This window comes from Marinobacter sp. CA1, from assembly GCF_020546665.1.
Classification (GTDB): domain Bacteria; phylum Pseudomonadota; class Gammaproteobacteria; order Pseudomonadales; family Oleiphilaceae; genus Marinobacter; species Marinobacter xestospongiae.
Window position 1 is genome coordinate 2377945 of record NZ_CP071785.1, and the last position, 15058, is coordinate 2393002.

A 15058-nucleotide genomic window follows, 5' to 3' on the forward strand; every position below is an offset into this window, starting at 1 on the left:
CTTTCAATGAGGTACGCCGGGGCGCAGCAATCGGGTTAAACACCTGAGGTGGACTATGACAAGACAGCAATGGCTTTTAGCAGGGATGTCAGGACTGATCATCTCGTTACCGGTGAATGCCGGGGTTCGAACACTGACCTCCGATGAAATGGTAGAAACGTACGTCAAGGACTCTGCGGTTATTGTTGTCCCCCAGTCCCAGCGCAAATCCGACGCCGATCGGCGCCGAATTCTGAAGTCGCTGACGATCTCCCCGGGCGAGCCGGTGATCACGGAAGCGGAGGAACTGGCCTATCAGGACTCCATCCGCCATTACCAGTCGCTCAACCAGGACGATGCCCTGGCCCAGGCGGAGGAGGAGTTTCTCCGGCGGGCGTTGCTGATTCCACAGGATCAGTTGGCACTTGCCCAGCCACCGGCGAATTTCAATCCGGAGATACCAACCATCGTCTTCGGGCAGCAGGCCGTTATCCCGGACGAACCTTTTACCCAGATGTTTCTTAATGACCAGCTGGGCATCAATTTTGACGGCCAGAACGTTAACCTGTCCTTCGGCAATCTGCCGGGGGTCGACCAGATCACCATGCCGCAGGGCATCAATGAGGGCCCGGTGCGCCTGACCCCGCGACCGGGTGGTGGGTTTGATCTTTCGATCCAGGTGCCGGACCAGCAATAACCAGACGTCTACGCAATATAAAAAGGCGCTCGCCAGCAATGGTGAGCGCCTTTTTTGTGTTGATCCGTCAGGCCCAGCAGTCGCCTGCCTTGCTCCAAAACGAAAAAACCCGGAGGCAATCCCCCGGGTCTTCGACAGAGGAGAAATCCGGTGTTTGGATTTCTCCAGTCAGGCAATGAAACTGCCTTGCTGTCTTAGTGACCGTATACGGTCATCTTCGCACTGATGTCCAGATCCGTCATGTAGACGTTACCGATGCTGGCAGCAGTGCTGCTACCCATGCGGATGTTTTCCAAATCCAGGTCACCGGAGAAGTTGTTGATGTTGAAGGCCAGAGCATCATTACCCGCGTTGTTGGTCGCGGTGCCCAGATCAACCTGAGCGTGAGCAAAGCTGGTGTCAACGATCGGAGTGCCGGAGGCGTCAACAATGGTCAGGCCGTTGGTGTCATCGCCACGGCTGTTGTGCAGTTTGAAGTCCATGTAGGTGCCGATGAAATCAGCATTCAGGCTGCCGTTGGCGTTGAAGTAGGCGTTGACGTTCAGCGCGTTCTGGTCTTCCTGGATCACGATGTCGATCGGACCGAGCAGACCGGTGATGTCCAGATCGGAAACGAGCGTGGTGCTGGTTCCGCCGTTGGCACGTCGTTCCGCATCGAGATTACCAACCGTGCTACCTTGCTTCGCGAGACTAACAGCGCCGATGCTCACACCAAAGTCAACCGGTACGCCAGATACTGAACGAATGCCAATTACGAGGTCACCGTTCTGAACCTCAGGCATGTCTGCTTCATAGCTCGCAGTTCCGCCAGTTCCGGTTTCGGTATTGGTCCACGTAACATTAGGCTTGTTGGTGTCGGCACCAACGAGGTAGCTGTTACCCATTCCGATCGAAGCTTGTGCAGTGTCTCCGGCGCCGGAGCTACCAGCCACGTCAATGTACAGTGCGACGTCATCAAGTGCGCCATTGGTACCACCAGTACCAGTCAGCGGGTTATTTGCACCACCAATTTTAACGTCGGAGATGGCGAGGAAACCGGCGTCTTCATACGCGATCTCGCCAATGCCCACCTCAGCTTCAAGCTCGATGGTGATACCGTTCTGACCGGTCACATTGCCCATCATGGAATCGTCGAGGGCTTTGAGCTCTGCCTGGGCAGCGAAGGGAATGGATGCAACCGCGGTTGCCAAAGCAAGTTTCTTCAGGCCTTTCATTTTTTTCTCCTTAAAGGAAATAACTTTTATTTTTGTTGCGGCTTGATTCCGTCACCGCAAGGCCAGTGTTGCAGAGCAGGACGGGCGATTCTGCGATACGGTGCACAATATTTAACCCGCCACTAACATTTCCTTACATTTCTGAGAGGCGCGTACCAGTTCTACGGAGAACGCCGCTAATTAGCCGAATTTCCTCGATTTTCTACAAAGATCATAGCGTCGAAGGTGCCCGTAACCCCTTCTCCATACTCAATTCCGGCATCGGATTCGCGGTACCGGGTTGCCAGGATCTGCGCGAATCCGGTCAGGTACTCAAGCTCGATATTGATCTGCGGCTGTTCGTCGCCTTTGTACTGGTAGATCACGGCAGACCCCAGTATCCGGCCGGAGTCGGCCTGGGTTGCCAGCGCCCGCCTGATCGCGTCCAGCACCAGGGGCGCATTGATGTTCTCAATCTCTTCGCCAGGCTTCACCGCCCAGACATACTTCACGTCACCATTGGGCAGCAGCCCCGCACCAAACGGCGCAAAATCGCCGTAGGCTTCCATCAGCGCCTTGGCTTTGCGCAGGGCGTGACGAGACAGGTATTGAGTGTTGGTGCGGATCTCACGCGCCACCTGCTCGGTGGTCACGGTTTTTGGTGCCTGTGCCTGCTCCTCCGCCTGCGCGGGAGTCAAAAGTTGTGTAAGGGACAGGGCCGTAGCAGCAATCAGCTTTTTCACAGTACCTCCAGGTGATTGAGGAGCCTCTGATTAAATCCGAATCGCCTCTGCGCGATCTGAGGGCTGTAGCTGCAAGGCGCGGTTCGCAGCCAATGGCCGTAGCCCTTGGCAAGGACCGTAACGCCGCAGATGCAGCCCTCAGAGCACGCCCTTCGGGGCCTTCAGAGCGATCCACACTCGGCGTTGCACCTTCTTGAAAGGCAACCAGCCTTCCTGCAAAGCCGCGCCTTGAGTGTGAACCGCTCTGAAGGCCAGAGGTGATCCGGAGTTAATCAGAGACTCCTTAGCTTCGTTGTTATTTTCGGGCAATGCGAGCCGCCCATTTTGCGGTAAAGTCTGAGATAATTGGCCGGGTTCAGCATCTACCCAGCCAGCACCCGGCAACATACCTTGTTTCTGGGGTTCATCTCTCAAACCCGAGTTCCAATGTCAGAACACCGCAACATCCTGCACCTAGATTCACACCAACACCGTGAACGCTTTCTCACTGCGTTTGCCTCGCAGCCCGGATTTGTCTGCTTTGGCGATCCCGGGCGACCCAGGGGGGCGCCCTGCTGGCTTTCCGCCTGGCCCATCAGAACGCTGGCAAACTCCGGTACGGAAGATTTCCATGAGTGCGTCGCCCAAGGCCTGGCCAACGGTGTCCGGTTGGCGGGTTGTCTGGATTATGAACTGGGCTACTGGACAGAAAGTGCCTTCGCCAAGAGTGCTCCGGGGCTGGCAGACACGCCCCCGCCGGCATCCGCCGGCTGGTACGACTGGCAACTTGTTCCAGACGACCACGACGGTCTGCGCTGGCAGATTCATCTGGCAGCGACGGCGGATTCGACCATCCTCGACAAGCTGGACGTTCTAAGACGACAGAGCAGAGCTGCCCCGAGTGCTGAAGTCGCCCCCCTTACTCTGTCCCCCTTCAGGGCCGATGAGGACGAGACCAGCTACCGGCGAAAAGTACAGCGCATCCTGAACTACATCCTCGCTGGCGACTGCTATCAGGTAAACCTGTCGCAACGCTTCCAGTGCCGCTTTAACGGCGACCTGTGGCAGGCTTACCGTCACCTGACCCAGTGCATCCCCACCGGTCATGCCGCTTTCCTGCGCCAGGGTGAACAGCAGGTGATGTCGATCTCGCCAGAAAGTTTTCTTGCCATAGACTGCGACCGGCAAGTGGTCACCCGGCCTATCAAGGGTACACGGCCCCGAGGCGAAACGGAGGTCGAGGATCAGGCGCTGGCGCGCTCCTTGAAAGGAAGCCCCAAAGACCGCGCCGAGAACATCATGATCGTCGACCTGCTGCGTAATGATCTGGGCCGTTTTTGCCAACCCGGCAGTGTACGGGCGGATCAGTTACTTGCTTTGGAAAGTTACCGCAATGTGCACCACCTGGTCAGCACCGTCTCGGGGCGGCTGGCGACCGACTGTGACGCCATCAGCGCCCTGCTTCGGGCCTTCCCTGGCGGTTCCATCACCGGCGCACCCAAGATCCGCGCTATGGAGATTATCCGGGAGCTGGAGACGTCACCTCGAGGCCCGTACTGTGGTTCCGTATTCCACCTCGACGGCGACGGCACGCTGTACAGCAACATTGCCATCCGCACCCTGTACGCCAGGGGCAACACACTCTACTGCCACGGCGGCGGCGGTATTGTTGCGGATTCTGATCCGGCAGAGGAGTACCGGGAGACACTGGATAAGGTAGGGCCGCTGATGCAGGCGCTGGAACTGACGTTTGGGGAGTAGAGAAAGCCTCCGCCACTATGGGCGAAGGCTTTTCTGGGCTCAGAAGCGTTCGCTGGCTTTCAGGAACTCTTCTCGCAGATCGTCGTAATTGTGCACCGCCGGGAATTGGGGAAATTCCGCGATAACATTGTCAGGCGCATGGAACAGGATGCCAGCTTCAGCCTGGGTCAGCATGGTGGTGTCGTTATAGGAATCGCCGGTGGCAATCACCCGATAGTTCAGCAGCTGGAATGCCCGTACCGACTGGCGCTTGGGGTCACGCTGACGCAACAGATAGTTGGTGATACGCCCCTGTTCGTTCACCTCCAGCTTGTGACACAGCAGCGCGGGATGTCCCAGCTTGGCCATCAGTGGCATGGCGAACTCATAAAAGGTATCTGACAGGATCACCACCTGGAATCGCTCACGCAGCCAGTCCAGGAATTCACGGGCGCCTTCCAGCGGGTCCAGGGTGCTGATCACTTCCTGAATCTCAGGCAGGCCATAGCCATGCTCATCCAGCAGTCGCAGCCGCTGCTGCATCAGCACGTCGTAGTCCGGAATGTCGCGGGTGGTCGCCTTGAGCTCTTCAATTCCCGTTTTCTCAGCAAAAGCGATCCAGATTTCCGGGATCAGTACTCCCTCAAGGTCAAGGCATGCGAGTTCCACGGTGATCTCCTTGGTTTGTTCATGGGGCGCGAACGAACGCCGTTTGGGTCTCGCGGTATGATATGTAATTAGGGCCGAGAATGCACCGGGCAAAGGCGCTGCTATAAGGATATGAGTGCAATGTCTTTCAGCCATTCACCGCGGGGTGGTAGATTGTAAAGCCTCCAGAAAACGAACACTTACCCACGCGCCCGGTTACACAATCATAACCATGGCTGAGCAGCCGCACTGCCGGCCAACTCCTGATAAGAGCACTATGACTGATATCGATACCCTGAGGCAGGAACTGGAAGGCAAGAGTCCCCGCGCCATCCTGAAGGCTGCCCTCGCCCATTACGACAACATCGCCATCTCATTCAGCGGTGCCGAAGACGTGGCACTGATCGAGATGGCCCACAAGCTCACCGACAACCTCAAGGTCTTCACCCTCGACACCGGCCGACTCCATCCCGAAACCTATGAGTTCGTAGACCGGGTTCGCGAGCACTACAACCTGGATATTGAAGTGATGTTTCCGGATTCCGCCGAAGTTGAGGATCTGGTTCGCCGCAAGGGACTGTTCAGCTTCTATCAGGATGGCCACAAGGAATGCTGTGGCATCCGCAAGATCAATCCCATGCGCCGCAAGCTGGCAACCCTGGATGCCTGGGTGACCGGGCAACGCAAGGACCAGAGCCCCGGCACCCGCAACGATGTCCCCGTGGTCCAGCTCGATACCACCTTCTCCGGCGAAGGGCGTACGCTGGTGAAGTTCAACCCGCTGGCAAACTGGAGTTCCAAGGAAGTCTGGGACTACATCCGCATGTCAGAAGCGCCTTACAATAAGCTCCATGAACAGGGCTACATCAGCATCGGCTGCCAGCCCTGCACCCGCCCGGTGCTGCCTGGTCAGCACGAACGGGAGGGCCGCTGGTGGTGGGAAGAGGCCACCAAGAAAGAGTGTGGCCTGCATGCGGGGAATATCATTGCCACCGGGCAAGACTGAGGCGCCCTAAAACACTCAGTAGGTCGGCAACTCGATATCATCAAACAACGCTTCCAGTTCGGCCCGGTTGCCCTGGTGGGCAACCGCTTCGTCCACCCGCTCTTTGGTCAGGTGGGGAGCAAAGCGTTGGATGAAGTCGTACATGTAACCCCGCAGGAAGGTGCCCTTGCGGAACCCGATGCGAGTGACGCTGGGGCGGAACAGCTGCTTGGCGTCGAGGCACACCAGGTCGGCGTCAGTCTTGGGATCGTAGGCCATGCTGGCGACGATACCAACACCAAGACCGAGGCGGACATAAGTCTTGATCACGTCCGCGTCAGCCGCTGTGAACACCACTTTCGGCGTCAGCCCCTGGCTCTGGAACGCCTCGTCCAATTTGGAGCGTCCGGTAAAACCAAACACGTAGGTGACCAGCGGGTACTCGGCCAGATCCTTGAGGGTCAGCTCGCCGACTTTCGCCAGGGGATGCTCACGGGGCACGATGATGCTGCGGTTCCAGCGGTAGCAGGGCATCATGATCAGGTCGGAGAACAGTTCCATCGCCTCTGTGGCAATGGCAAAGTCCACGGCGCCGTTGGCAGCCATTTCCGATATCTGCATCGGCGTGCCCTGATGCATGTGTAATGATACGTCCGGAAAAGCTTCGATAAACCCCTGGATCACCGGTGGCAGGGCGTAACGCGCCTGGGTGTGGGTGGTGGCGATACTCAGATCACCCTTACGCTGGTTACTGAACTCCTGGGCAATCTTCTTGATGCCCTCCACCCGGCGGAGAATCTCACCGGCCTCCCGGATGATGGTCTCACCGCCCGGCGTGATGCGGGTCAGGTGCTTGCCGCTGCGGGCAAACACTTCGATTCCCAATTCATCCTCCAGCAACCGGATCTGTTTGGAAATGCCGGGTTGCGAAGTAAACAGGCTTTGCGCGGTTGCAGACACATTCAGGTCATGGTGTGCCACTTCCCAGATGTAGCGCAGCTGCTGTAGTTTCATCGACCTAGTTGCTCCCTGGAACGGTTCGCGGCGCCCCGACAGCGCGGGGCACGATCAGTTTCAGCGTTGATGGCATCTGGGTAGCGGTTCAGGCTCCCAGCTTAAGACTCGCTGAATAGAATACGCATAAAAAAATCGTTTTTCATGAATTTTTAGAATAGATTGTTACCTGTTAGTCAGTTTAGACCATATCCTGCGACTCAACGGACCATCCTCATCCCAAAAGGCATATCGCCCCTTGACTTCACTGTGACAAACCACACAATTCATAGGCTTATTGACCACGGAGAGCCTGGGAACTTCTGACCAGTCCGGACACTGATGTCCCATATCGACCCTGCCTCCGAACGACACTTTTCTTGGGCTGCGCTATGCTGCTGACCACCAAATTTCTGCCTCCAGCGACCGATCCCCGGGCCGTGCAGCGCCCTCGATTGATTGAGATGCTGGAACCGACACCACCGAAGCGGCTCAACCTGATGGTCGCACCGGCCGGCTATGGCAAGACGACGGCGGTAGGCCAATGGTGCGCGGGCGCGACCGAACGGCTGGCGTGGCTGTCCCTGGACAGCGCGGACAATGAGCCCCGGCGGTTCTGGCAGTATGTCGCAGGCTCGCTGGCACACAGCGGACTGGATGGATTGGAAGAGGCCCAGCGAACATTGAGCCAGGCCGAGGTATCAGAACTTGATGGCGGCGTCACCGGCCTGTTGAACGCTCTGGCCGCTTCCAGTGAGCCGGTTCTGTTGGTGCTGGATGATTTCCATGCCATTCGGAACCGGACCATTTTGCGGCAGCTGGCCTTCTTCATTGACTATCTTCCGGCCAGCGTCACGATCACCCTCACCTCCCGCAACGAACCCGAGCTGCCATTGGCGCGCTGGCGAGTCCGCCACTGGCTCAGCGAGATTCACCCTCGCACTCTGGCGTTTTCCGAGCAGGAATGTGGTCACTTCTTTCGTGACTTCATGTCCCTGGCACTGTCGGATGACGAGATCCGCAGCCTGTGGCAGACCACCGAGGGCTGGGCCGCCGCCATGCAACTGACGGCCCTGTCAGGTACTGATGGCAGCTCTGATGGCGGCAAGCCCACGGTCAAGCTGGATGGGCGCCATATCAGCGATTACGTGCTGACGGAGATTCTCGATAACCAGCCGCCGGCGCTGTGTCAGTTCCTGCTTGATACGGCAACCTGCACCCGGGTGTGTGGGTCGCTGTGTGATCACATCCGGGAATCGTCCGACAGCCAGGACTATCTGGAACGTCTGCTGCGGGAGAACCTGTTTCTGGTGCCGCTGGATGACACCAATACCTGGTTCCGTTACCACGACCTGTTCCGCGAGGCGCTGATCCAGCGTGCCAGCCACCAGGCCCCACACCGGCTCGACCAGTGCCAGGCGCGGGCCATTGACTGGCTGCTGGCCAATGACCATGTCCAGGAAGGCATCAGTCAGCAGATTCTCCGGGAAGACTGGGAGGGCCTTGCTTCCGCGCTGACGCAGCATGGCAATGCACTAATCCATGCCGGCTTCCACCTGCCGGTGCTGGAGTGGCTCGACCACCTCCCGGACCGCTGGCTGCATGACAGCCCGCCCCTGCTGATGCTGCAGATCTGGGGCCTGTACTTCGCCAACCGGGTGGACCGGATTGAACCGTTACTGGGCGAGCTGGAGGATCTGCTGGACCGACAGGTCGCCGATTCCCATCCCGAAGCTGAAGGGGCGTTGGCCCTGCACAGTGAGATTTCGCTGATCCGGTCCTACCTGGCCCGCATCCACAACGACGAGAAAAGCGCGAGTGACCTGACCCGTCAGGTGTTGCAGGAGCTCGACCACACCCGCATTCCATTAAAGTCGGTCACCTACTATGGCCTGGGACTGGACTGCTTTGGCCAGGGCGACCTGGTTGCCGCCGCCGAGGCACTGCGCTCATCGGTCCAGCACGGGCGCATCGAGCGCAAACCCAGCACCGTACTCTCCAGTGGCGGCCTGCTGGCCTGGATTCAGTACTACCAGGGCGACCTCGACCTGGCGCTGGAAACCTGCAACGACATCCGGCACTGGGTCGACGAGCACTTCTACGATCCGCAACAACCCCGCCTGATCTCCTGCTGGCAGCAAAGCGTGCTGACAGAGATCTACCGGGAGCGGAACGAACCGGCACTGGCGCAAACGCACCTGTCGCCGCTGCTGGACCATCTGAAGTCCGGCACCGAGCCGGGGCAGCACATTGTTATTCAGTACGTACGCGGTCACCTCGCGTTCAGCGAGGGGCGGTTTGAAGAGGCGATTGACGCGCTGGAAGATGCCGAAGCGGTCGCCCGTCGGCGGCGGGAGCAGATTGTGTTCGACCCGCCGGCCTGCGGGGCGCTGCTGGTTCGCTGCCTGCTGGCCAGCAACCAGCTGGCCCGCGCCCGCCACTGGCTGGAGGCAGAAGGCCCCAACCGCTCCGGCAGCCCTCTCAACCAGCTTCATGAAACATTGGTTGCGGTGCGGGTGTTGCTGGCTGACAACCGTGTCGACGAAGCCCATAACCGACTGCGGCCCGTGCTCGCATCGGCTCAGCAACGCGGTTTCCACCAACTTACACTGGAAGCCGGACTGGTTCAGGCCGAGATCCTGCTGAGTTGCCAACAGGAGGCCGAAGCCGATGGCATTCTTGACGCTCTGCTGGCGAATGGCCTTGAGGCGGGCTTCCTGCGCCTGTTTGCGGATACCCCATCGAGACTGCAAACCCGCCTGCTCGCCAGGGCGACGCTGATCCGCGGTGGCAAGCGGGCCGAGGCACTGTGCCGGTTACTGGAAGCGCAGACAGCAAGGACTGCACCGGTCTCCGAGGGTACCGATACAGCCAACAGCCAACTGCTTGAGCCGCTGAGCCAGCGCGAGCGGGAAGTACTGGAACTGATCCACCAGGGTCTGGCCAACAAGGATATTGCTGCGACCATGGAGGTGGCGGCGGCCACGGTAAAGGCACACATCCGCAACCTCTATGGCAAGCTGGCCGTGGGCAGTCGTACCGAGGCACTGGCAAGAGCCCGGGAGCTGGGGCTGCTGGAATAACACCTGGCGGGGCACGGATGGTGTCAGGTTACGTGATGGTAATCACATTTCAGGGGGGCTAATCCCCCCACCTACGCCCTTTGGACGATCCGCCTACGCCGCGGATTCCCTATGATGAACCCGTAGTGAGATGACCCTCACAGAGAATACTGAAACTTCAGGCCTTCAGTCTTCTTGTCCTGCGTTCTACTGACGCACTTGAGTTCACACTAACTCCTTCCGACAGTGCCAACCTTTGTTGGCACTTTTTTTTGCCCACGAAAACCCTGGAACCTCTCGCGGGCTCAGCCCTTCGCTACTGCGCGGCATGGCCAGCGTTGCTCAGCCGGTCTTCAGCGTTCAATGATGCGCCGGAAAGGCGGCAACGCGTCCAGCAGCAACTGACCATAGCGACGGGCGACAATACGACGATCAAGAATGGTCACCCGCCCGGTATCCTGTTCGGTCCGCAACAATCGCCCCACGGCCTGGACCAGCTTGATCGACGCATCCGGTACGGTGATCTCCATGAACGGGTTGCCGCCCCGCTCCGTCACCCACTCCGCCAGGCTCGCATCGATCGGGTCATCCGGAACAGAGAACGGTAACCGGGTCACGACCACATGCCCCAGGTACTTGCCGGGCAGGTCAATGCCCTCGGCAAAACTGGCGACCCCGAACAGAACGCTGGGTTTGCCGCTGTCTACCCGCTCGCAATGCTGCTTGAGCACTTCCCCCTTGGCCATGTCGTCCTGGGTCATGATCAGCTCCGGGTAGTCCGACGCCAGGGCATCCCGCACGTCGTGCATCTGGCGACGGGAGTTGAACAGGACCAGCGTGGCCTTTTCGCCGGCCCAGAGTTCCGGCAGACGTTTGACCAATGCCTCGGCGTACCCCTCGTCAGTCGGCAGTACCGTCATCGACGGCACCTCCACGGTCGCCATATCGGCGTAACGGAACGACGATGGCACCACCAGGAAGCGGCTGTCGGATGGCAGACCGGCGCGGCTCTGGAGGCGGTCGAACCGGCCCAGGGCCGTCAACGTCGCCGAGGTCAGTACCGCGCCATAAGCCCGGGACCAGAGCCGGCTGTGCAACAGGTTGTCCGCCAGGATAGGACTGCTGTACAGGGTGATGTCTTCGACATGGTCCCAGCGCTGCTTGATCGCCCAGCGCGCCGCTGGTGGTCCCTTGGGCTTGCCCTCATCATCCAGCGGGCGATCCTCCCGCCAGGCCGCCCATAATCGCAACTGATCCTCGGCGCGGCTGTGAAAGGAGCCGATCACCGGATACCAGGCCTCGGCGGTCTCGCGGTCAACATCGTGCTCTTTCTTGTCATCGAAGGCTTTTTGCAGTTCGTCGGCCAGCACCCCCAACTGACGCACCAGCGTGGCGGTGGCAACCTGGGCGTTACCGGCCAGCTCCCGCAGGTCCTCCGGCAACGCGCCTTCCGGATAACGCCACTGCGCTGAGCGGCGCTCTTCACTCATGTCCCAGTCGGTATTGAGATTCACCTGCTGGTAGACCTGATCGAGTTCCACACCGACATCCCGGGCCGCGGTGCTGATCTTGTCCACGGTTTTGGCGGCCAGGGTCGCGGGCGCCAGGAACGGCGGGATCTTGGCCAGGGCCTGGGATAGCTGCTTGAGCCACTGCTGGGTGCCATTCAGCGGCACCGACGCCGCAAAGTGGTTGAGCGCCTTGTCCGGCAGGTGGTGCGCCTCATCGAAGATGAACAGGGCGTTCTCCGGTTCCGGCAGGATAGCCCCGCCGCCCAGGGCCAGGTCCGCCAGCACCAGGTCGTGGTTCGCCACCACGACGTCGGCCTCTTCCAGCCCCTTGCGGGCATCGAAAAAGGCACAGCTGTCAAAGTAGCTGCAATGACGGTTGGTGCATTGACGGTGATCGGTGGTCACCTGGCGCCAGGTGTCATCGGGAATCTGCGTCGGCCAGTGATCCCGGTCACCGTCCCACTCGCGGGAGCCGTAGCGCGCGAGCATGTCTTCAAAGAACGCGCGGGTGCCGGGCTCTTCATCGTTGTTCTCGTCCAGCAGGAACAGCGGCATGGTGTCGCTGTCGCCGTTGCCCTCATCGTGCAGGCGGGCCTCAAGCCTCGACATGCACAGATAACGTCCCCGGCCCTTGGCCAGGGTCCAATTGAACTTGAGTTTGCTGTGTTTGCGGAGGTCTGGCAGATCCTTGTTAACAATCTGGTCCTGCAGCGCCACGGTCGCCGTGGAGACCACCAGCGTCTTACCCAGTGCCCGGGCAATGGGAATCGCGGAAATCAGATAGGCCAGGGTTTTACCGGTACCGGTGCCGGCCTCCACCACGCAGGTAGCCGGAGCCGACGTGCGCTGGCCGTCATTCTCGGTGATATCGCCAAGGTAACGGGCAATCTCGGCAATCATCAGGCGCTGGCCATAACGGGCACGAATGCCCTTGCCCTCCAGCACTGCGCGGTAGGCGACCTGAATTTCCTGTTTAAGTGCGTCCGACAGAGCCATCAGCGTGGTCGCTTCCAGTCCCGGACCGTGCCGACACGAAATTTGACGCCATTCTGGCTGAGCACCACACCCTGCTCGGTAATGCGCTCAACCCGAAGTCCGTCGAACCGGTCTCCGATCCGCAGGTAGTGATCATTGATCATCACCCGGCGTGCCGCCGGATCGGAGGCGTAGATATGGCTGTTGAAAATCAGGTCCGGAACACTGCGCTGGAACGACAAAGGCAACTCCACCAGATGCGGAACCCGGCTGGTAGATTCCGCCGTTGACGCGGCTGTGGCCGGCAAAGGGCGGGGTGTGGACGGGACAATCACCGTCGGCCGCTCACTGGGCTGGGAGACACCCGGGTCGCCCTGCTGGCTCACCGGATCGTCCGTCAACCCAGGCGGTGGCGTACTGTCGCTGAGCGAAACCGACGCCGCCTCTGCCGTAGCAGGCGTTGTTGGAGCAGGCGTTGTTGGAACAGAGTGTGTCGGTGCCAGCGCTGGTTCGGCCACCCCGGTCGCGTTCGCCAACTGAGTCGCAGCCGGTTCCGTGGTCTGAGGCGCAGATGCCATCGCAGGTGTTACCGCATCGGTTCGATGCCCAGGCCAGAAAAGATAAGCCAGTACCCCTGCGTTCAGCAGCAATGCCAGGGCGAGAATGACCCAGATAATGACTGAACGGCGTTGTCGACGAGGCCGGTGAATCATCTGCACCTGCTGGGCAAAGTCCGGCACCCGACCCTGTTGCCGTTCGCTCTCAGACTTGCGCAGTGCATCAAGGATGTACGACATGTCAGCCCTCCGCCCCGGTGTCGTCGGCCAGCCTGGGTACACCGGGGTGCAGGTCGTTGTTGATCTGGATCAGCGTCATGGCGCCGGGAATACCATCCACCTGTAGGCCTTTGATGCCCTGGTACCACTCCACCTGCTGCTCCGGGCCCATATTCTGGACTTCGACCCGCTCCCGGTCCGATGCTGCATGGAGGTCGGCCAGCTGCATCAGCTGGCTGCTCAACCAGATTTCCTTGCTGGTACTGTCGTTGTCGCCCAGATATGGCGGCAGGCGCCAGAGCACACTGAAATCGCCGTACCAGAAATCCTCCAGTTCGCGAAAGGACACCGTGCGGCTCTCGCCATCAGCAAGACGTAGCCGGGCGTCGTCTCCGCGTAGCGAGACCAGGGTGACATAACGCTCCCGATTGCCATCACGCAACCGCAGGATGGTTGGCCGGTTGATCTGCAGCAGGCTGCGGCGGGTACCTTCGCGATGGAGGCAGCCAAGGCCCTGGCGCCGACCAAACTCACAGGCAACCGGGAAGTCGGATGGGGTGTAACGCTCACCCCACTGCTGGAACAGGGCCTGGAACGCCTCGACCTTGGATAGCGCATCGGTATCAAACCGGAACGGCACCGGCCTTGGCGCCTCTGCTGCGGCTTCAGCCGGGTCGTCGGCGGACGCAGGCCCACCCGGCTGCGCCCCCGCTGTGTCAGTCCCGTCTGTGGCGGCCTCATCTGCATCTGCGCCCTGCCCCTCGGCCTTCCCACGATCGGAGTCGGCCGCCTCCGGTTCTGAGTCATCCGCTGCCTGGGCGACAAAGGGGCTGGTCAGCCATTGCCGGCGCTCTCGATCGGATAGCCCCCAAGTGACAACCATGGCCAGCACCACAACTGCCAGGGCGGCAATGGCGCTTTTGCGGGGAAACTGCCTGCGGCCAGGCATATCGGGACCGGTCACCTCCCGCGCTGCTGTGCGGATATGTTCACGGGTAACCAAGTGCTCGCCTTCGGCGTAGGCTCCCAGCAAGGCCCGGTCGCTGATCAGATTGATCAACCGGGGCACACCACCGCTGAGTTTGTACAGCGCCTGAATTGCCCCCCGGGAAAACAGCTCACCCCGCTGTCCGGCCACACTCAGCCGATACTGCAGGTAACTGGGCAGTTCCTCTTTCTGCAGGGCGTCCAGGTGATAGCGGGCGGTAACGCGCTGGTTGAGCTGGCGCAGTTCCGGCAGCGACAACATGTCATTAAGCTCCGGCTGGCCCAGCAGGATGATTTGCAGCAGCTTCTTTTCGGCGGTTTCCAGGTTGGTCAGCAATCGCAGCTGTTCCAGCACTTCCGAGGAGAGGTTCTGGGCCTCGTCAATCAGCAGTACCTTGTGACGGCCGGCCGCGTAGGCTTTCAGCAGGTCTTCATTGATCAGGTCCACCAGTCGCTTGATAGACGACCCTGCCGGATGACGGATACCCAGCTCATCACAGACACTGGAGAGCAACTCCCGGGCCGACAACCGCGGATTGAGGATGATCGCCATGTCGACGTTGTCGGGCGCATTGTCAATGAAGCAGCGGCTGACCGTCGTCTTGCCGGTGCCAACCTCGCCGGTGATGACAATGAAACCGCCCTGGCCGCCAACACCATACATCAGGTGTGCCAGCGCTTCCTTGTGGCGATCACTGAGGTAGAGGTACCGAGGGTCCGGCGCAATGGAGAACGGCGGCTCCCGAAAGCCGAAGAAATCGTAGTACATGGGTATCCAGATCTGGTGCCT

General features: G+C 60.0%; 11 protein-coding genes. 4 read left to right on the forward strand and 7 right to left on the reverse strand.

The window, feature by feature from the left end:
- Positions 1-85 precede the first annotated feature (85 nt).
- A complete protein-coding gene (locus tag J2887_RS10905) occupies positions 86-676 on the forward strand; it encodes a hypothetical protein (RefSeq protein WP_227171167.1) in 591 nt (196 codons plus the stop codon).
- 194 nt (positions 677-870) lie between these two features.
- On the opposite strand, the gene J2887_RS10910 is transcribed toward J2887_RS10905, so the two are convergent.
- Together J2887_RS10910 and J2887_RS10915 are read right to left on the reverse strand one after the other, a co-directional pair.
- On the reverse strand, positions 871-1890 hold the full coding sequence (locus J2887_RS10910) for a DUF6160 family protein (protein WP_227171168.1): 1020 nt from the start codon (positions 1888-1890) through the stop codon (positions 871-873).
- Between the two features lie 176 nt (positions 1891-2066).
- The gene (locus J2887_RS10915; protein ID WP_227171169.1) at positions 2067-2612 is read right to left on the reverse strand and encodes a hypothetical protein; all 546 of its coding nucleotides are present in this window, start codon (positions 2610-2612) and stop codon (positions 2067-2069) included.
- Between the two features lie 426 nt (positions 2613-3038).
- On the opposite strand from J2887_RS10915, the gene pabB reads away from it, so the two are divergent.
- A complete protein-coding gene (gene pabB, locus J2887_RS10920; protein WP_227171170.1) occupies positions 3039-4352 on the forward strand; it encodes an aminodeoxychorismate synthase component I in 1314 nt (437 codons plus the stop codon).
- Positions 4353-4391: 39 nt separating this feature from the next.
- Here pabB and thrH read toward each other — a convergent pair whose 3' ends face one another.
- Positions 4392-5000, reverse strand: a complete 609-nt coding sequence (gene thrH / locus J2887_RS10925; RefSeq protein ID WP_227171171.1) for a bifunctional phosphoserine phosphatase/homoserine phosphotransferase ThrH — start codon at positions 4998-5000, stop codon at positions 4392-4394.
- Between the two features lie 256 nt (positions 5001-5256).
- On the opposite strand from thrH, the gene J2887_RS10930 reads away from it, so the two are divergent.
- Positions 5257-5985: a phosphoadenylyl-sulfate reductase gene (locus J2887_RS10930; protein WP_227171172.1), complete on the forward strand. Its 729-nt coding sequence runs from the start codon at positions 5257-5259 to the stop codon at positions 5983-5985.
- A gap of 15 nt (positions 5986-6000) precedes the next feature.
- On the opposite strand, the gene cysB is transcribed toward J2887_RS10930, so the two are convergent.
- Positions 6001-6978, reverse strand: coding sequence for an HTH-type transcriptional regulator CysB (gene cysB, locus J2887_RS10935; RefSeq protein ID WP_227171173.1), 978 nt, complete (start codon positions 6976-6978; stop codon positions 6001-6003).
- A gap of 371 nt (positions 6979-7349) precedes the next feature.
- On the opposite strand from cysB, the gene J2887_RS10940 reads away from it, so the two are divergent.
- Positions 7350-10040 carry a LuxR C-terminal-related transcriptional regulator gene (locus tag J2887_RS10940; protein WP_227171174.1) on the forward strand — a complete coding sequence of 897 codons (2691 nt, stop codon included), beginning with the start codon at positions 7350-7352 and terminating at the stop codon, positions 10038-10040.
- Between the two features lie 332 nt (positions 10041-10372).
- Here the strand turns inward: J2887_RS10940 and dinG are convergent, their stop codons facing one another.
- Genes dinG through J2887_RS10955 form a run of 3 tightly spaced genes read right to left on the reverse strand, consistent with a single transcriptional unit; the run spans position 10373 to position 15037 of the window.
- Complete coding sequence (gene dinG / locus J2887_RS10945) at positions 10373-12526, reverse strand: ATP-dependent DNA helicase DinG (RefSeq protein ID WP_227171175.1); 2154 nt, start codon at positions 12524-12526, stop codon at positions 10373-10375.
- Entirely contained in the window at positions 12526-13302 is a 777-nt protein-coding gene (locus tag J2887_RS10950; protein ID WP_227171176.1) for a general secretion pathway protein GspB, read from the reverse strand. Before J2887_RS10950 ends, dinG begins: the two co-directional genes overlap by 1 nt.
- A gap of 1 nt (position 13303) precedes the next feature.
- Positions 13304-15037 (reverse strand): ExeA family protein, encoded by a 1734-nt coding sequence (locus J2887_RS10955; protein WP_227171177.1) that lies wholly within the window; start codon positions 15035-15037, stop codon positions 13304-13306.
- Positions 15038-15058 lie beyond the last annotated feature (21 nt).

Excerpts from the sequence above, each read along its gene's own strand:
- J2887_RS10905 (WP_227171167.1), top strand. The coding sequence starts at position 86 with ATGTCAGGACTGATCATCTCGTTACCGGTGAATGCCGGGGTTCGAACA.
- J2887_RS10910 (WP_227171168.1), bottom strand. The coding sequence starts at position 1,890 with ATGAAAGGCCTGAAGAAACTTGCTTTGGCAACCGCGGTTGCATCCATT.
- pabB (WP_227171170.1), top strand. The coding sequence starts at position 3,039 with ATGTCAGAACACCGCAACATCCTGCACCTAGATTCACACCAACACCGT.
- J2887_RS10930 (WP_227171172.1), top strand. The coding sequence starts at position 5,257 with ATGACTGATATCGATACCCTGAGGCAGGAACTGGAAGGCAAGAGTCCC.
- cysB (WP_227171173.1), bottom strand. The coding sequence starts at position 6,978 with ATGAAACTACAGCAGCTGCGCTACATCTGGGAAGTGGCACACCATGAC.
- J2887_RS10940 (WP_227171174.1), top strand. The coding sequence starts at position 7,350 with ATGCTGCTGACCACCAAATTTCTGCCTCCAGCGACCGATCCCCGGGCC.
- dinG (WP_227171175.1), bottom strand. The coding sequence starts at position 12,526 with ATGGCTCTGTCGGACGCACTTAAACAGGAAATTCAGGTCGCCTACCGC.
- J2887_RS10950 (WP_227171176.1), bottom strand. The coding sequence starts at position 13,302 with ATGTCGTACATCCTTGATGCACTGCGCAAGTCTGAGAGCGAACGGCAA.
- J2887_RS10955 (WP_227171177.1), bottom strand. The coding sequence starts at position 15,037 with ATGTACTACGATTTCTTCGGCTTTCGGGAGCCGCCGTTCTCCATTGCG.